Source organism: Chitinivibrio alkaliphilus ACht1, from assembly GCF_000474745.1.
Taxonomy (GTDB): domain Bacteria; phylum Fibrobacterota; class Chitinivibrionia; order Chitinivibrionales; family Chitinivibrionaceae; genus Chitinivibrio; species Chitinivibrio alkaliphilus.
Genome location: NZ_ASJR01000002.1, coordinates 155661 through 174193, shown reverse-complemented (window position 1 = coordinate 174193; position 18533 = coordinate 155661). Strand labels below are relative to the sequence as shown.

The 18533-nt window shown below is 45.4% G+C and carries 13 protein-coding genes; 3 read left to right on the top strand and 10 right to left on the bottom strand.

Features of this window, described 5'->3' with window-relative positions; translation table 11 throughout:
* Positions 1–2: 2 nt before the first annotated feature.
* Both CALK_RS01755 and CALK_RS01750 read right to left on the bottom strand, forming a co-directional pair.
* On the bottom strand, positions 3–2534 hold the full coding sequence (locus tag CALK_RS01755; protein ID WP_022635918.1) for a TIGR03960 family B12-binding radical SAM protein: 2532 nt from the start codon (positions 2532–2534) through the stop codon (positions 3–5).
* A 3-nt stretch (positions 2535–2537) separates the two neighbouring features.
* Complete coding sequence (locus tag CALK_RS01750) at positions 2538–3179, bottom strand: TIGR04211 family SH3 domain-containing protein (protein WP_022635917.1); 642 nt, start codon at positions 3177–3179, stop codon at positions 2538–2540.
* Positions 3180–3320: 141 nt separating this feature from the next.
* Here CALK_RS01750 and lgt point away from each other — a divergent pair, with 141 nt between their 5' ends.
* Positions 3321–4217, top strand: a complete 897-nt coding sequence (gene lgt / locus CALK_RS01745; RefSeq protein ID WP_081697942.1) for a prolipoprotein diacylglyceryl transferase — start codon at positions 3321–3323, stop codon at positions 4215–4217.
* An 8-nt stretch (positions 4218–4225) separates the two neighbouring features.
* A complete protein-coding gene (locus CALK_RS01740) occupies positions 4226–5575 on the top strand; it encodes a sigma-54 interaction domain-containing protein (protein ID WP_022635916.1) in 1350 nt (449 codons plus the stop codon).
* On the opposite strand, the gene mutS is transcribed toward CALK_RS01740, so the two are convergent.
* The 8 genes from mutS to CALK_RS01700 form a co-directional block, all read right to left on the bottom strand.
* Positions 5572–8196: a DNA mismatch repair protein MutS gene (gene mutS / locus CALK_RS01735; protein WP_022635915.1), complete on the bottom strand. Its 2625-nt coding sequence runs from the start codon at positions 8194–8196 to the stop codon at positions 5572–5574. The genes CALK_RS01740 and mutS overlap by 4 nt on opposite strands.
* A gap of 71 nt (positions 8197–8267) precedes the next feature.
* Positions 8268–8684 (bottom strand): bacteriohemerythrin, encoded by a 417-nt coding sequence (locus CALK_RS01730; protein WP_022635914.1) that lies wholly within the window; start codon positions 8682–8684, stop codon positions 8268–8270.
* A 4-nt stretch (positions 8685–8688) separates the two neighbouring features.
* The gene (locus CALK_RS01725; RefSeq protein ID WP_155851763.1) at positions 8689–10332 is read right to left on the bottom strand and encodes a methyl-accepting chemotaxis protein; all 1644 of its coding nucleotides are present in this window, start codon (positions 10330–10332) and stop codon (positions 8689–8691) included.
* Between the two features lie 107 nt (positions 10333–10439).
* The gene (locus CALK_RS01720; protein ID WP_052569154.1) at positions 10440–10940 is read right to left on the bottom strand and encodes a rhodanese-like domain-containing protein; all 501 of its coding nucleotides are present in this window, start codon (positions 10938–10940) and stop codon (positions 10440–10442) included.
* Positions 10941–11074: 134 nt separating this feature from the next.
* Positions 11075–12706, bottom strand: a complete 1632-nt coding sequence (locus CALK_RS01715) for a methyl-accepting chemotaxis protein (protein WP_155851762.1) — start codon at positions 12704–12706, stop codon at positions 11075–11077.
* A gap of 9 nt (positions 12707–12715) precedes the next feature.
* Positions 12716–13120, bottom strand: a complete 405-nt coding sequence (locus CALK_RS01710) for a type 2 periplasmic-binding domain-containing protein (RefSeq protein WP_022635910.1) — start codon at positions 13118–13120, stop codon at positions 12716–12718.
* 10 nt (positions 13121–13130) lie between these two features.
* Positions 13131–14513, bottom strand: coding sequence for a hypothetical protein (locus tag CALK_RS01705; protein WP_022635909.1), 1383 nt, complete (start codon positions 14511–14513; stop codon positions 13131–13133).
* Positions 14514–14639: 126 nt separating this feature from the next.
* Positions 14640–16604, bottom strand: coding sequence for a methyl-accepting chemotaxis protein (locus CALK_RS01700; RefSeq protein ID WP_022635908.1), 1965 nt, complete (start codon positions 16602–16604; stop codon positions 14640–14642).
* A gap of 273 nt (positions 16605–16877) precedes the next feature.
* Between CALK_RS01700 and CALK_RS11885 the strand changes: the two genes are divergently transcribed.
* A complete protein-coding gene (locus CALK_RS11885; protein ID WP_022635907.1) occupies positions 16878–18521 on the top strand; it encodes a methyl-accepting chemotaxis protein in 1644 nt (547 codons plus the stop codon).
* Positions 18522–18533 lie beyond the last annotated feature (12 nt).

Sequence of the window (18533 nt, the reverse complement as noted above, 5' to 3'; positions counted from 1 at the left end):
TTTTACAATGAACCTTCGGGCCCATAGAGTGCTGTTCGTATCACACGAAAGTCACTGAATCTATGATGGGGAAAAAGGACCGCAAGGAATTCCGATGGCTTGCATGAATTACCCGGTTCTGCTGACAGGGTAACAAAGAGATCTCGCTTTTCCTGACGAAGATTCCGCACCAAAGGTTTTACATCAATGGTACGATTTTTCTTATTTTTTCGTGTACGCACAACTACAAGAGATTCTTCAGAGTAAAACTGAGTAACCGCTGCGGTAATATCGGAAACTTCGAGAGAGGGTGCTGCCGCCGTGATATGCCAATCGGCCTGTACCACAAGACTATTGAGAGCAGGAGCCTTCTTCTCCACGGTCTCTGTATGTTTCAGCACCAAACCATGAGGGAGATATTTTGCCACGGATGCAAGACAAAGAGGATATCCCGCACGCACAGTAACGTCAAAAAGCTCATTGTCTCCACACGCCCCCTGCGGAAGCGGAGGCCCAAAGGAGAACTTAGGACGGGGACGCATACCCTGGGAAAAAGCAACGGGCACTCCCGCAGCATTGAACCCTCGAATAATGCTATTTACCATACTTTGGTGGGGCAAAAAACGGAGTGATTCCTGCTTTGCATACCAAACCCGCACACGGGTTGTTTCATGCATCCCTTCCTCGGTATCGTGATGTAAGGCCTGTAACGCCTCCGTGGGAGAAGCCTTCTGTTCTTTGGGGGCATAGGTCATAGAAAGATTAGGGCCGCACACCCCACAAGAAACACACCCAAAACGACAATCACGAGTTGGAAGTTCTCTCAAAGCACGCTCACGTTCTGTTTTTAAGAAAAACTCAGAAAACCCTTGAGAGATCGTATCCCACGGAAGGGCTTGCTCATCAGGAAGAGCAGACACATATGAACTGAGATCAAGCTCTTCAGCAGCTGCCGCATCAAGCCAGCGGTCAAGATAAAAGTACTCTTGCCATCCATCAAAACGGGCCCCGTTCTGCTGTGCCCCATAGATTACAGCCCCTAATCGCCGATCTCCGCGCGAAAGAACAGTCTCCAGAAACGAAACCTGGGGATTACGATAACTCACCTTTACGGAACGGGTTGAATAAAAATGAGCTTTTACATGCTTACATCGCTCTAAAATAACCTCTTTTCCTGCAAATCCATGCCATTGAAAAGGGGTATGTGGCTTAGGAGAAAAGGGAGAAAGAGATATATTTAGCTGTGCCCCTCGAGTATGTTTCTGTAGAATTTTTTGTATATCTTCTATGAGATAGATCATCTCATCCATATCATCCATGGTTTCCGTGGGAAGTCCCACCATAAAGTACAGCTTAACTGTTTTCACCCGGGTTTCACAGATCTTTCGTACAATAGAGAGAATCGTCTCGGTGGTAAAATTTTTATTTATCACTCGACGCAAACGTTCGCTCCCGGCCTCTGGTGCTATGGTTATGGAGGAGCTTCCCGCAAGGGAGTCAAACAGAGCAAACTCATCTGAGGTGATAGCATCAATACGAGTTGACGGCAGAGAAAGGGAGGTTCCATGCCGCTGTTTTATATCTGCCACACGACACAGAAGGTCTCCAAACTCGGAATAATCCACCGTGGACAGGGAAAGACACGTGACAGTATTCCACCCCGTTTCATCTACCCCATACTCAATTTGATCGACAATACCAGAAACAGCTCGTTCACGCACGGGACGATAGTACATTCCGGCACTGCAGAACCGGCACCCCTGTGTGCATCCCCGCATCACCTCCACAGCCATGGTATTATGTACCACCTCAGCCAGGGGAACTATTTGTTTACGCGGAACATCCTCTTCACGGAGGGTCGCAATACGCGCAGAGGGAATTGGCCGATCTGTAGCGGTAATAGCAAAGCATCCGTTCTGTCGTACCTCATGGAGCGCGGGCACATAGGCATTTCCATGTTCCCGGGAAAGCCGTGAAAGAATTTCCCTACGCGACATTCCCTTTGACTCTTCAAGGATTCTGCAAAAACGAGGCAAGGACTCCTCTCCGTCACCGGGAAGAAATACATCAATAAAATCAGCAACGGGCTCTGGATTTGCAGTAACCGGTCCACCTGCAATAATAAGAGGATCATCCTCTCCCCGCTGGTGAGAAAAGACGGGGATTCCGCTCAGTTCCAGCATAGTTACAAGATTACTGTACTGCAGTTCATACTGCAAGGAAAAGCCAACCCAATCAGCATCACGCACAGGAACCCGATCTTCCAGGGCATACAAAGGGATATCTTCCCGACGCATGATGGCTTCAGCATCTTCCCACGGCATATAAGCCCGGGAAAGAAACCACGGTGACTCCCGATTAATCAAATGATATAATACCTGGCTTCCATAGTGAGACATACCGATATCATAGACTTCGGGAAAACAAAGTACACCACAAAGGGATGACGCAGCCCGATTTTTTTTGGCAATATTCAGCTCGCCCCCGCTGTAACGGGAGGGGTTTTCTACAAAGGGAAGGAGTAATCGGCCTATTCGTTCAGAAAGTGTTTCCATACCCTACCACCGTCGCTTTTTCTGTTTACGGGGCACATGAGCTAAGGCAAATCCAAGCAGCACCATGCCACCCCCGACCAGAACCCACACCTTGCTACTATCAGCCTTAAGACGGTTGTTTTCATCCCGTAATTCATTATTTTCTTGCAGGGTTTGTTGTAACTCCTTGTGCGCCTCTTCATGCTCATGTTGCAAGGTAAGATACTCCTGTGATCCATCACGAAGGGCATGATATTCTGTATCAAGAGAATCATAGGCTCCTTTCAAGCGGGTAAAAGAGCGTTGCACCGCATCAAGCTCACTGGTAGAAACACGAAGGGAATCACGTACCTTCTCCAGTTGCTTCGCATACCGTTCACGCTGTCGTTGCTGTGCAGCAGCTTGATTCTTCCATGGTGCACGAGAGATAATATATCGATGAAGAACCCACCCTTCGCGTCCTGAAGCAGTTTGCACCCGACTCCATTCATCTTGACGCTCACGTATTTCAAGAGCTTCACCTGATGGCAACATTTGAATAATACGCCCGTTAGAAGCAGGAGTACTCCGCAAGTTTATGGTAAATGAGTCTGTTACATAAGTAGATGCGAAGAGGGGAAACGCCAATACAAAAAAAGAGATATATTTTGGTATACCGTGGAGCATACACACACCTTTCAATAATAAATGTAGGGGAAAATATATCCTCAACGACAGAAAAAGAAAGCGCCATACCGTAGTTTTATAAATTTAGAACAGCACTTCCCATACCGGAAAATCTATTTTTATCCAAAAAAAGGAAAAACCATGAATCAACGCAGTTGGTGGAGCAGCCTCCCCGAGCAGATAGATCCCACCTTTATTACCATAGGTGGAGAAAACATTCTCACCTTTGGCAGCAGTTCCGGCGGAGGATTTCCCGTACAATACTATGGACTTATGTACATACTTGTATTTCTTACAACCTACGCACTCATTGGACAGCTTCAGAAAAAAGAAGAACTCTCCATCTCCCCAAAGCAGTGGGAGGATATCTTTTTCTACGGTATCCTGGGAGTTATTTTGGGGGGACGGCTCGGGTATGTTCTTTTTTATAACTTCTCCTACTACGCCACAAGCCCCGGTGAAATTTTCATGCCCTTTCGCAACGGATCCTTTGTAGGTATCTCCGGGATGTCCTACCACGGTGGACTCATCGGAGCTGCCGTGGCAATTTATTACTATACAAAACGAAACAATCTTTCTTTCCACACCATTTCTAACAACCTTGCCTATGCCTTTCCCCTGGGATATACGTGGGGACGACTGGGCAATTTTATCAATGGTGAACTCTATGGAAGGGTAACCGATTCCCCCCTGGGCATGTATTTCCCTGCTGCGGAAGGAGACCACCTTCGTCATCCATCACAGCTGTATGAAGCGTTTTTCGAAGGCGTGTTTCTCTTTGGTGTATTACACCTGTTCCGCAAAACCAATCGATTTAAAGAAAAAATGCTCCCCCTCTACTTGATCGGCTACGGCCTTGCCCGATTCAGCATTGAATTTCTCCGTGAACCCGATCCGCATATCGGCATGAATATACTCAACCTTTCACGGGGACAAACCCTCAGTGGAGCAATGATTCTATTCGGCAGTATCCTCTTGTTTTGGTATAACCGCCGCCAAGGCACACCCCTCCCCACCTCTTCCCGCCGTACGACATAGGAGATTTCATGGACTGTTTTTATACAGAAAATAGTATTTCCGGTGATTGCCTCAATATGGTCCTGGAAACCATGGCAGAAGCAGTCATCTTGGTTGATCGAGAAAACACGATCCGCTACTGCAATAAAAGCTGCGAACGCCTCAGCGGGTTTTCCCGGGAAGAGATTATCGGAAAAACTGCATGCGACTTTCTCCGATGCAGCAATAAAGAAGACTGCAGCCTTTTTGAAAACGGCAATATCCATAACGCCGAATGTGCGATACAACGACGTGACGGAACCCTCATTCCAATTCGCAAGAGCGGACGGGTAATTAAAAAAGAGGGGAAGATTGTCGGTGCCGTGGAAACCATAACGGACATGTCCGTGGAAAAAGCACACGAAGATAAAATACGTGAACTTGAACGTCGTCTCCAACGGCACAACCACATGGAACTTCCCGATCTAATTGGAAAAAGCAGTGCGATGCAACGCGTATTCCAGCAAATTCAATTTGCGGCGAATTCCCAAGCAAACACCCTTATTCAAGGCGAAAGCGGAACCGGAAAAGAGCTTGTTGCCAGGGCAATTCATACCAATAGCGATCGAAAAGACGGCCCCTTTGTCGCAGTAAACTGCTCAGCCCTTCCGGAAAACCTCCTTGAAAGCGAGCTTTTTGGGCATGTAAAAGGAGCATTCACCGGAGCAATTCGTGATAAACATGGACGCATAGAACGAGCACGGGGGGGAACGCTCTTTCTTGATGAGATCGGCGATATTTCACCCCTGATTCAGGTAAAACTACTTCGGTTTATGCAAGAAAAAGAGTTTGAACCAGTGGGAGACAGTACGCCCATACAGTCCGATGTCCGCATTATCGCAGCGACAAATCGGGATCTTGATAGATTGGTTGAAGAAGAGCTTTTCCGGGAAGATTTTTATTATCGATTAAAGGTCTTTCCTCTCTACATACCTCCTCTTCGTGAGCGAAGAGACGACATTCCCTTTCTCATCAATCATTTCATTGAGAAATACAATAGATATACGGGAAAAAAGATACGGGGTATTACGGACAATGCCCTCGAATTTCTTCTCTCATATTCATGGCGGGGAAATGTGCGAGAATTGGAGAATGCCATTGAGCATGCCTTTGTCACTGCTGAGGGTGCTCATATCGATATTTTTAATATCCCCATGGATATTCGCAAAAAAGGACTTGGGGGAACCTCCAAACCGACACCGGGTACCGCACGACCCGACAAAGAACGGGTGGAGGCAGCTCTGCGACAGTACGGCGGAAATAAAAACGCCGTGGCAGAACATTTTTCGGTAAATCGCAGTACCCTCTGGCGATGGATGAAAAAATACGAACTGCTTTAGAGCATATTCTGCATCTCCGCTAAGGTGTTTAAGGCATCTAAGGGAGTGAGACGGGAAACATCAATCTGACGTATTTTTTCAAGGAGGGGATGCTCTTCCCCAACTCCTTGCAGAAAATCAAGTTGCATCTCCGCACGATCTTCCGCTGCCGAGGGAACTGTCTCAGTTTCCTGAGCAAGGCGTGGACGGTGATATGAATCAAACTCCATGGATTCTAAATTCTGCATAATCTCCTGCGCACGATCGGTCACTGCTGCGGGAATGCCCGCAATAGAGGCAACCTCAATGCCGTAAGAATGAGAACTGCTCCCCTTTTCAATTTTACGAAGAAAGAGAATCTTGCCTTCATGTTTTCGTACAGCAATATGATAATTTTCAACTCGTGTAAGGAGCATGGCCAACTCCGTAAGCTCATGGTAATGCGTGGCAAAAAGGGTACGAGGACGTCTTCCCGGAGTATTGTGGAGATACTCCGCCACAGCCCAAGCAATACTAATACCGTCAAAGGTTGATGTACCCCGGCCAACTTCATCAAGAAGAACAAGACTCTGATCCGTAGCATTATGGAGAATATTTGCTACTTCAATCATCTCAACCATGAAGGTACTCTGCCCCCGCGCGAGCTTATCCGAAGCACCAATCCGCGTAAAAAACTTATCCACCAAGCCAACCTCAGCTTTCTGCGCTGGAACAAAGGACCCAACCTGTGCCATCAGGGCAATAAGGGCATTCTGACGAAGATAGGTAGATTTACCTGCCATATTCGGTCCTGTAATTACAAAAAACTGACTCGTATCTTCGATGAAATGGGTATCATTGGGAACAAAGGCTGCGTCGGTCATTTCCTCAACAACAGGATGACGTCCCCCAAGAATATGAAGATCTCCCGTTTCACGAATAGAGGGACGGATATACTGATTCTCCATGGCGAGATGTCCCAGGGTAGAAAAAAGATCAAGCCGGGCAATACCTTGAGCTGCCCCCTGAATAGCTTCACAGCGCGTGGCAATATACTCACGTAGCTCGGTAAAAAGCGCATATTCAAGATCGCCCCTCTTCTCCTCAGCCGTTAAGACCTTCTCTTCTACTTCTTTCAGCTCAGGAGTAATATATCGTTCTGAATTTGCTAAGGTTTGCTTGCGTATAAAGTAGTCGGGCACTTTTGCAATATTTACTTTTGAAACTTCCAGGTAGTATCCAAAGACCTTATTAAACCCCACCTTTAGTGAGTCTATACCGGTTTTCTCCTTCTCTTCCTGTTGTAAACGTGCAATCCAATCTTTTCCATTATGGGAAATATCGCGATACTCGTCCAGTACAGAATCAACCCCCGCACGAATAAGCCCTCCCTCACGCAAAGAAACAGGTGGATCATCTACAAGGGTGGTACTAATATATTCACATAATTGCTCAAATCCAGACAGAAGAGAGGTACATTTTTGTATTTCTCCACAGGGAACATCCTGTAGGGCATCACACAGCTGGGGAAACTGCTCCAGGGAGATTCGCAAGGCAACAATATCTCGGGCTGACGCACGCCCTAATACAATACGGGTAATACATCGTTCAAGATCATATACTCGTCGTAACAACTCCCGTATTTTCGTCGTTACCATGAGAGTATCCTTAAACCACTCCACCGCATCTAACCGCTCTTCTATTTCACGGGGAATACGCAAGGGACGTACAAGCCACTTTTTTAAAAGGCGCGCCCCAAGAACAGTTACGGTTTTGTCTAACACAGAAAGAAGGGTTCCCCCTTCCTGTCCCCCTAAAAGAGGATGTATAATTTCAAGATTCCGAATAGAGGCAGGATCAAGTTGCGCATAGCGGGAATCACCCATAAATTCAATCTTTGAAATATGCTGTAGAGGGTTCCGTTTCATATCGCGAAGATACTCCAGCAATACTGCAGAAGCGATAAGCAACTCATCACGACCTTCAAAACCAAGCCCATGAAGAGAAGAGAGGGAAAAATGCTCCTGCATAACCCGCTGTGACCGATCTACCCGATATCGTCCTGTTTCTGCAAAGGAAAGTGTGGCCTTGGGAAACCATTCTGTTAATCGCTTCTCATGGGCAGAATCTGCCATTCCTTGTGGAATAAGAATCTCCGCAGGATCGACCCGCATAAGACATTCTTCAAGGAGTGAAAATTCACCGTCTTGGCACTGAAACTCCCCCGTGGAAATATCACAGATAGCACAGGCAAACCCCTTCGTATGAAAATACAGAGAGACGATGTACGTATTCTCCCGATCTGCCACATAGGTCTGATCCATACCCGTACCGGGCGTAACTATCTCAACAACATCCCGCTTTACAACCCCCTTGGCCTTTTTCGGATCTTCCATCTGCTCACATACGGCAATACGCTTTCCCGCTTTCACCAGTTTATGCGCATATCTATCAAGGGCATGGTGTGGAAACCCTGCCAAGGGGGTATCTGTTGTTCCGCCATGATTTCGCTTTGTGAGGGTGATTCCGAGAATACGAGCAGCATCTTTTGCGTCATCACCAAACATTTCATAAAAATCACCAAGACGAAAGAGCAACATAACACCGGGATTTTCCCGTTTTATCTTATTGTATTGAGCCATCATGGGTGTTTCTTTTTTCATATATCCTCGGCAATCAGGGTAGAGTAGCAAAATACATACTTCCCCGCAAAAAGAAAACACCGCTATTTTGTTTACAAAGTGAAAAAACCACGCTTCTCGATAAGAGATTGCTTAAAAAGGCTGTCTTTTTGTACGATATGTTCCAGCACCCAAGCATTTACAAAAGCCCGCATTTTTTCTTGAAGCACTCGTATATCCCGGTTCGTACGAATCAACTCCTTCATAGTATCAATGATATGACGATGTGTTTTTCGATGCTCCTTTATATGCTCCCACTCAATCTGCCGTAATAAATCTTCTTCATGACGAAAGTGCACCTGCGTATACTCCAATATGAGCTGAACATACTGCTTAACTTGTTCAGCCGTGAGGCGCCCCTCTTGTTCACGGAGGTGCTGGGCAAGGGTAAAGAGAATCTGATGTTCAGAATCAATAAATACATCGCCTACACAAAATGAATCATCCCACTTCAACATAAGGGTAGACATGTATCTACTCCCCACGGCGTAAGATAAATTTACCCACCAAGGCCTTTAGCTCCTCTGCCTGAGAAGATAGCTCCTGTGCTGCAGAAGCGGTCTCTTCAGAGCTGGCCGCATTCTGCTGGACAATATCATCTACATCATGCAGAGATGCCCCAATCTCCTCAACCCCCGTAGACTGTTCCTTCGATGCTTCAGATATTTTTCCAATAACCTGAGAAAGCTCTCCTACCCCTGTTACGATCTCGTCAAGCATGGTAGATGTTTTCTCTGCTATCTCACTCCCTCCACGAACCTTTTCTCCAGAGCTTTCTATAAGCTCACGGGTTTCACGGGCCGCTTTTCCACTGCGTGAAGCGAGGCTTCGCACTTCCTCGGCAACCACGGCAAACCCCTTGCCATGCTGCCCTGCACGGGCTGCTTCCACGGCAGCATTAAGGGCAAGAAGATTAGTCTGAAAGGCAATATCTTCGATAATCTTTGTTACTTTTCGTATTTTCTCACTGGAGATTTCTATCTCTTCCATGGAGGAGACCATATCATTCATCCAGCTGCTTCCCTCTTGGGCTTTTGTATTGGTATCTTCTGCAATACTGCGTGCTTTTTCTCCATTTTCCGCATTTGTTTTGGCCTGGGAACCAATCTCTGTGATGGATGAATTTATCTCTTCAATGTTCGCAGCAGAATTGGTGGCTCCTTCGCTGAGATCCTGCGAGGCTTCCGATATCTGCGCAGAGCCGCTTTGTACAGTATCTGCAGAACTTTGAATATCCTCAAAAAGAGCCCTCATACTCTGAATTAATGTCTCAAGGGATTTACTCACCCTATCATCCTGAGAAGCAAAGGGTGCCGAAACTGACCAGTCTCCCGCAGAGAGAGCTTCAATACAGCGTGATTTTTCCTGTAAGGCGGCCTGCATCGCCTTTACTGAAGATATCATTATACCAATTTCATCTTTTTTTCCACTATCGTCAATAGATACCGCAATATCTCCACCGGAAATACTATCTATTGATGTGGAAAGAAGAGCAATTCTTTGTATTATGGATCGTGATACGAAGCGTATAGTCAATACAGCAAGAAAGGGTATAATGAGCATTACAGCTAAAAAACCGCCCCTTCCGTATTCAAGAAACACTGATGAGTAAAATATGGAGTTTTCCACTCTCTGAGAAGAAATATCAAGGCGCCGTTCTATAAGTTTTTCCAGGGGGCGTAAAAGGGCGATCCTTTTCCTGTGTTCTCTCCTACCCTCTCTGCCAAGGGCGATCTCTGACCTGTTAAGCAAAGGGGAGAGTTCTTCCTGATTGTATTCATAGCCCAATTGAGCAGAAACCATCATATTCAGGATATCATGATGCTCTTCTACTGCCGGTATAAAAGACTCCTGCATATACGCTATATATTCATCGCCTTTTTCCAGTACTAAATACAGAAGTATCTGCTCAAGATTCTCCTCTTCATAGCTGTATCCCCTATGAGCTGTTTTTTTATAACTATCTGAAAGTTCTTTTAGATATACGGGAACATCATGGCTGGTCTGATCAACATATTCATCAAGAACACCATTTATGTTTTCTACGGCATCACGTATATCAGTATATTGTTCCAATTCTTCATTGGTTGAATAAATACTATCTATTGCAGTAGACAAATGATACAGGAAAAAAAACTCAGGGCAAAAAAAGACAGGACAAAAACTATTGCACTAAAAAGAAAGACATATAATTTTGATTTGATCGTCTTCATACCTCCCCCTTTTTATCGGCTTCGGGGGGTATGAAGAGGCATATCTGCCGTAATCCAACCGTTATTCATTCCGCCCCGTAATGATAATACCTCATACCCAAGCAGATATAGTACACCCAGAACCTGACCTGCCGACTGACCGGAATAGCACGCAACAACTATTTCCCTGTCACGGGGCAGCTGGTCCAGATGCCTCCCGATATCAAACCACCAAATATTTTCTGCACCGTAAATATGAGATTCCTCATAATCCGATGAACGACGTATGTCGAGAATAAAAATATCATCCCCATTATCAATTCTCTTTTGAAGTGTTTCAGGGGTAATAAGATTATTGCTTTCGGAAGAAAGATTATCAAAATATTCCATAGCATAATCCTCTAGAATATTATCTGCTCCAACAACACGCGAAAGATATGTAAGGATCTCATCTTCAGTAAGAGCCTCATCCCTGTGGATATTGCCGCATGCAACAAAAAACAAACAAAGTATACATAATAATAAGAACCTCATACGTACCCCCATAATCTGTACATCAAAATAGTACCCTCACATACCTGAAAAACTTGAGTCACCGTGCTACACCGTTCTTCTAAAAAAAGGAAGCAACTTACGCCGCTCCCCGTGCATTTACAAAAAACAACCAGTTACGACAATTTAAATTTCCCCACCAGAGCCTTCAGCTCCTCAGCCTGAGAGGATAACTCCTCCGCAGCGGATGCGGTCTCTTCAGAGCTTGCGGCATTCTGCTGTACTATCTCATCAACATCGTTGAGGGAAGCGCCGATCTCTTCCACTCCCGTGGCCTGATCAGATGAGGACGCTGAGACTTCGTCTATGACAGTCAAAAGCTCCTCCACTCCTGTGGTGATCTCCGTAAGCATGGCGGAGGTTTTATGGGCGATCTCACTGCCCTGGCGTACCTTTTCACCGGAACTTTCTATGAGTTCACGGGTTTCCCGGGCAGCCTTTCCGCTGCGGGACGCAAGGCTGCGCACCTCTTCGGCAACCACGGCAAAGCCCTTGCCGTGCTGCCCTGCACGGGCTGCTTCCACGGCAGCATTAAGGGCAAGAAGATTAGTCTGAAAGGCAATATCTTCGATAATCTTTGTTACTTTTCGTATTTTCTCACTGGAGATTTCTATCTCTTCCATGGAGGAGACCATATCATTCATCCAGCTGCTTCCCTCTTGGGCTTTTGTATTGGTATCTTCTGCAATACTGCGTGCTTTTTCTCCATTTTCCGCATTTGTTTTGGCCTGGGAACCAATCTCTGTGATGGATGAATTTATCTCTTCAATGTTCGCAGCAGAATTGGTGGCTCCTTCGCTGAGATCCTGCGAAGCATTAGATATCTGTGCCGAACCGCTTTGCACTTGGTCTACGGAGTTACGCACATGACCTAAGGCATCACGAACTTGTATAATCATTTTATTTAAAGATACAGCAAGTTCATCCTTAGGAGACTTCTGTTCCAACTGAACCATCCAATTTCCCTGAGCAAGTTCACGTACATACGCAACCATCTTACGCTGAGATTCAACAATATCTTTCACGGCAGTACCGAAAAGATGCATCTCTTTTGTTACTGTTTTTCCAGAAAAAGCATGCTCTAAGTCTATGGTTAGATCACCGCTCTCTGATATACCTTGAAGTATACCAACTCCCTTGCGAACGGGAGCAATAACAATGAATCGAAGCAGAAAGTATATTGCAAAAAGAACCACAAAGAGTATTCCTGCAAAGAGACCCAAAAAGGCAATTCTTTGCCGTTGCCGTTCCCGTACAATACGATTCTCAGACGCCCTCCACTGCTCTTCCAAACGATGAGTTGAAAAATAGATTTGAACACTTCCAAGATGCATCTCCACACCAAGCTGTTCTTCATCTGTAATAATATCACGCTCAAAAAGAAGATAATCATGCATTCCCTCTCCCTCTTCATTGGAGAGAGAGAGAAGCGACGCCTCTGTAGTATCAATAAAATCAAGTCGAAACACATCCTCGTCTCGTAGCAATTGTGATGCATAGGTTTGCAGAGTGTACTGATCCATGCTCATTATAGCTACGGGAGATATTTGAGAAATAAGCCCCACAAGTAGTTCTCCCTTTTCTTCATAGGAACGGTTGATTAGTTCCATTTCCCGATTCATGTTTGACTCCATAAGATAGTTATTTCTCTGGAGCAGGCCTACAAACAGCCCCCCCAGTATAAGAGATACGACTATCGTTATGGAGATCAAAAAACGTTTTTGAAGTGACATCTGCTTATTTCTCAAAGATTCCTCCTATTTTAACTCAATTACCTTCACTCGTTCATCAACCTGATCTGCAGGAAGATACCCAATAGCCCCCGGAACAGTGTTAACCATTCCAATAATAGCATCAAAACTACCGTGAACCATGGGGGCAGATCCTTCTCCTCGTATTTGGCGATCCGACCAATCTTGACGATACTGAGCGGGGGAGCGTCGAACAACTTGAGACAAAAATGCTTCGGCAAGCTCAGAATCAAGGGTGAAATTTATGGGAACCGCTCGCTTTCCATCAATCTCATTTGCTCTTCCCGTGTAATAACGACGAAGCATAGCAGGACTAATGCTTTCTTTTGTATTGCCCGGATGTACAACCACAACAAACTCTGTTGCAAAAAGAGAAACACTCAGCATAAGTAAAATAATAATATGTTTCATAGTATACTCCTTAATATGCCACGGTAAACTGAAGACTAAGAACACCAAAGTTCATGGCATCATTATCACTTGAAGAATTCACATCACGATTCATATTTATGTGGGTATACTGACACTTAATATTGCTTCTTCCAAAAATGTTCGCATTTACACCCAAAATGAGTCCGTGAGCCTGATCGGCATATCCGCTTGAAAAAAGACCATAATCATGGAACTGATTTATCTGCCTGCCATCGTAGAAGACTGCATTTGAAGGAAGAGAGGAATCGTACTCATACAAATCATTTGCCTGAATATACTCAAAAAGAGCATAGGGCATGAGGTTGAAATTTGGATCTATATGAAAGGTATATCCACAGAGAAAATATGTTCCAAAAACAGAAGATTCTTCATCACCTGCAAGTTGATTTTTCAAGAGATTGTAATTGAATTCACTCTGAAAAAGGAAATTGTTAAATTCAAATTTTGCATCTACACCAAAGGCATGCTCACGAGTTTGTTGGTGCATCTCTGTATCAAGACGTACGTGTCCATCGGGAATAAAAATCGGTTCATTGGCATCATCAAGAATGGGATTTCCCTGCGGGTCAACCAACATGGTAAGCCCCATATCAGCCCATTGGCTTTGAGCTCGATCAATCCCCGTATACGCTGAGAGGCCAAACTCAAACCCCTCCCCCCAGTCTATGGCTCTAAATTTCACATTTCCACCAATTGAAATATCTGCCAGTTCATCTATGGGTTGTACATCTCTCCCGGATGATACATAGATCTTGTAATCAAGGTCGTACATATCTAGATAAGTACGACCATAGTACATAAGACCTGTCTGTGCCGTGGGAAAGACTTCAACAAAACCCGTACTATAGGGCTGCATGGCGGTGACAATCACAGGAGAGCCATGGTCAACGTTCCAAATACCGACAGGAGTAATAAAACGGCCAATACGAATATTTGAATATTGTGATAAGTTATATTCCATCCAGGCACGCTGGAGCGACACAGAAGTAGCAGGGGTTTCTCCTCTTCCACTTTCCCGCAGATCTAGCAGATTTTCATATTCAACAGGGTCTTGCGCAACATCAACATCTTGACTGTTTAATACCATACGCTGCCCTGTTTCAAACCGACCATGGGGCTGCCAGTGAAACCCCACCTCAGTTAAGACACGCATATTATCATGGGGACGATAATCAAAATATTTATGCAGCCTCCCTTGACGAAACATAAAGGAATTGTCATGAGAGTTGAGCAACATGGGGTTATCATCGTCGATAAAATGTAGATCGGCATCAACATCAAGAAACCCATACAAATTAAAACCATCCTGTGCGGATATAATACTCGTGGCTAAAAAGAACGCAACCAAAGCCACCATACTCCATCGTTTCATAGAAATCTCCTCAGATAAATGAAATACTATCAGTACTAATTGTATGATATGTTTTTTAAATAACAACCTGGACCTTCTCAAAAAAACTACACACACCGCTCCCCTGAAACATTCACAACATCAATTCTACGACAATTTGAATTTTTCCACCAAGGCCTTTAAATCCTCTGCCTGAGAAGACAATTCCTCAGCCGCCGAAGCAGTCTCTTCAGAGCTTGCCGCATTCTGCTGGACAATCTCATCCACATCATGGAGGGATGCCCCAATCTCTTCAACTCCTGTGGCCTGATCTGATGAAGAAACAGACACTTCATCGATAACGGTTAATAGCTCCTCCACTCCTTCGGTAATCTGTGATAGCATGGCAGAGGTCTTCTGTGCAATCTCATTGCCCTTGGACACCTTTTCTCCAGAGCTTTCTATAAGCTCACGGGTTTCACGGGCGGCCTTTCCACTGCGTGAAGCGAGGCTTCGTACTTCCTCAGCAACCACGGCAAAGCCCTTGCCGTGCGTTCCTGCACGTGCTGCTTCCACGGCGGCATTAAGGGCAAGAAGATTTGTCTGAAAGGCGATATCTTCAATAATTTTTGTTACCTTACGTATTTTCTCACTGGCGGTTTCTATCTCTCCCATGGAAGAGACCATATCATTCATCCAGCTGCTTCCCTCATGCGCTTTTGTATTGGTATCTTCGGCTATGTCATGCGCCTTTTGGCTGTTTTCGGCATTCTTTTTTGCCCGCGAGCCAATCTCCGTAATAGAGGAGTTTATTTCCTCGATGTTAGCAGCAGAACTGGTTGCTCCTTCACTAAGGTCCTGTGAGGCATCTGATATTTGCGTCGATCCGCTCTCCACTTGCGTAATCACATCGCGAAGCTTACTTACCAATTGTCGTAGCCCCGCAACCATCTGATTTCCCACAGGGACAATCTGGTCTTCTGGATCATCCACGGGAAATTCCACCGTAAGATCTCCCTTACCAACCGCATCAAGGGCCATCATAAACTCATACAGATTGTTTCTCAACAAATTCACACTTTCAGCAATTCGCCCTACCTCATCCGTTCCATATACAGGACACTCATCACGGAAATTACCTACAGCGATTTTTTGTACAACCTCATGAATGCGAATAATAGGAAGGGTTAAACTTCGTGCGGTTAAAAAGGATACTGCTCCTCCGATCACAATAATAAGCAGAGCAAGAAAGATAAAGTTTCTCCGCATTGCATAGAGGCTGGCCAAAACCTCATCACGCTCTGCACCTATTGCAATAGACCAATCTGTACCCTCTATGGGAGCATAACCAAAAAGACGAAAAGAACCTTGAAACCAGTATTCGTCATACCCGGCATTTCCGGCAATCATGGATCGTTTTTGATTTGCCAAGGGGAGCAAGGACTCATCGTGTTTGCTCTCTTCTATTATATTAAGCCCCTGTCGCACAAAATCTCTGTTAGGGTGAGCGATTACCGCTCCCTCTCCGTTAATAATATAGGCATACCCACGATCTCCAAACCCCATATCATCAGTGTATCCAGAGAGAATAAACCCATCAAGCCGTGCAATGAGAACCGCTCCGATCTCTTCAGTGGTATCACGCACTGGTACCGCAAGCATGACCACGGGATCACCGGTTACGCGACTGATAATTACATCAGACATATTTGCTTCTCCCGCAAAGGCATTTTGCACATACTCTCTATCTGCCAAATCAGCAGTGGTTCCATCTGCATACTGGGTCGTTCCGTCGGGGAACACAATGCCAATCCCTAAAAAACCCCATCGCTCGCGTTGTTCTCTTAAAGCAGGCAACTGAAGCTCCCAATCCATACTGCGAATGTGATTGCGTTCCGCCACTGCCTCAAGGGTGAGGAGATGATTTTGAATGTGCAAGGTAATTTCTTCTGAGTTTTCCCGTGCAAAGGTGGTGAGGGTTTCTGCTAAGGTTGTCCGTACGAGATTTGCTGCAACACTGTAAGCAAGAATTCCCAAGACTAAGCAACTCAGTGTCAGAAGAAAGATAATACCTCCGGCAATTTTCTTCTGTATTCCCATATTTTTTACATACCCCTGTACTTTCTGTATCATTGAAGATCTCCCGAAAAGTTATATATCACGAGTTTCATTCATGGTACCATAGAAGAGAAACACTTTCAATTATTTTCACAACCATTTCAATAAATTAGCGAAATAAGCACTCCCTCCCTCGTTGTACCCCAGCTGTTGTATCTGGAGACACGAGAAGGAAAACCTGTAATAACAGAACATAGCCCGTTTTTTTTCAATAGCATAGAACACTTCTTGCATTCCCGTAGCGGGTATGATAGACTGAGTAAAACCTATCTTCAGAGGAGAACAACCATGAAAAAAATCGCATCCATTCCATTTCGACTCTATGCCATGCTTTCAAGCATCCTGATTATTTTCGGCATACTTTCAATCAGTTCTACCCAACTATGGAATAGAATACACCGTATCAACTCCGTAGTAAGTGATATAATTACCGTAGAAACCCATCTGGAACGGGGACGCATGTATGGATATGCCTACCTCCATGAAAAGGACACACATCTGTTGCAACAAGCACAAAAGCAGTATCGCCACGCCCAGAAAAACATCATACCTATATTTGACTATTTCACCGAGACCGTCTCGAATGAAGAAGAACGTCACGCTGGCGTCTTCTGGCAACTCGGCGAAGGCGTACACACAAAGGCTGATACAGCCATTGCAGCTCTCCATACCATACAGAATAATCACGAAGACAGGGCCTCGTCATCTGCTTCTTCGGCCATCCAAGAGGCGGTACTTCAGGTTGACTCTCTCGCCCATGCCGCAACGAAGCTTACCCAGGAGGGGGTCTCCGGAGCACGGAAGTCAATCCCGGGGTTTGTTAGCCGTATACGGCGCATTACGACCATAGCACTCATACTGCTTATTGCCCTTTCTGTGTTTGCAGGACGCTGGATCATTCGAACCGTGACGGTGCCTATCTCACGCTGCTCAGGCATTCTTCACACCTTGGCAAAGGGGGATTTCTCAAAACGGGTTCCGCAAGAAAGAAATGACGAGATAGGAGAAATGATTCGAGCCTTAAACCATCTTGCCCACGGACTTGAAGAAAAAACGGGACTTACCGATACTATTGCGAAGGGAGACTGGACGCAAAAAGTTCCCCTCTCTTCTTCCGTAGATACCTTAGGAGACTCCCTCAACCGTATGGTAACAACCGTGGGAGAAACCTTGAAAAAGGGAGCATCCCTCGTGAATACCGTAACACGGGGTGCCGAGTCCATACAGGGTGAAGCAGAGAAACTCAGTGAACGTGCTACAAATACCGCGGCAAACCTTGAAGAAATTAGCGCCACGGTAACGCAAATTGGAAGTCAGGCACAAGAAAATGCCCGTATCACCACGACCGCAACAAAACAGGGGCGTGAAACAAGTAGTATTGTTGTAGAAGGACAGCAACATATGCATGAGATGGTTACATCCATGGGAAATATTGAAAAATCGAGCGCGCAGATACGAACGGTCTCAAAACTTATTGAGGATATTGCCTTTCAAACAAATCTTCTTGCCTTAAATGCTGCTGTTGAAGCTGCTCGTGCCGGTCATCATGGCAAGGGATTTGCCGTGGTTGCCGAGGAAGTACGGAGCCTCGCCTCACGCAGTGGAAAGGCCGCCCGTGAAACACGGGAGCTTGTAGAAACCTCGACCAATACTGTTGAAGAGGGAAGTCGTATTGCCAAGGAAACCCAGGAAATGCTGGATACGGTAACACAACAAGTGGAAGGGCTCTTGGCAGAAGTTGAAAAGGTATCACACTACTCCCATGATCAAGCTCAGGGAGTACGGGAAATTAGTACAGCCTTACAGGAAATTGATGAGATTACGCAAGAAACAGCCGCAAGCTCAGAGGATATCGCTTCATCAACGGAAGAACTCTATCAAGAAGTAGAAAGCCTGCACGCCCTTATGGGCAAATTTCAGTTGGCTCCTTGATCAAGGAGCCAT

Coding starts and splice junctions, on each gene's coding strand:
- CALK_RS01755 (WP_022635918.1), bottom strand. CDS start 2,534: ATGGAAACACTTTCTGAACGAATAGGCCGATTACTCCTTCCCTTTGTA.
- CALK_RS01750 (WP_022635917.1), bottom strand. CDS start 3,179: ATGCTCCACGGTATACCAAAATATATCTCTTTTTTTGTATTGGCGTTT.
- lgt (WP_081697942.1), top strand. CDS start 3,321: ATGAATCAACGCAGTTGGTGGAGCAGCCTCCCCGAGCAGATAGATCCC.
- CALK_RS01740 (WP_022635916.1), top strand. CDS start 4,226: ATGGACTGTTTTTATACAGAAAATAGTATTTCCGGTGATTGCCTCAAT.
- mutS (WP_022635915.1), bottom strand. CDS start 8,196: ATGAAAAAAGAAACACCCATGATGGCTCAATACAATAAGATAAAACGG.
- CALK_RS01730 (WP_022635914.1), bottom strand. CDS start 8,684: ATGTCTACCCTTATGTTGAAGTGGGATGATTCATTTTGTGTAGGCGAT.
- CALK_RS01720 (WP_052569154.1), bottom strand. CDS start 10,940: ATGAGGTTCTTATTATTATGTATACTTTGTTTGTTTTTTGTTGCATGC.
- CALK_RS01710 (WP_022635910.1), bottom strand. CDS start 13,120: ATGAAACATATTATTATTTTACTTATGCTGAGTGTTTCTCTTTTTGCA.
- CALK_RS01705 (WP_022635909.1), bottom strand. CDS start 14,513: ATGAAACGATGGAGTATGGTGGCTTTGGTTGCGTTCTTTTTAGCCACG.
- CALK_RS01700 (WP_022635908.1), bottom strand. CDS start 16,604: ATGATACAGAAAGTACAGGGGTATGTAAAAAATATGGGAATACAGAAG.
- CALK_RS11885 (WP_022635907.1), top strand. CDS start 16,878: ATGAAAAAAATCGCATCCATTCCATTTCGACTCTATGCCATGCTTTCA.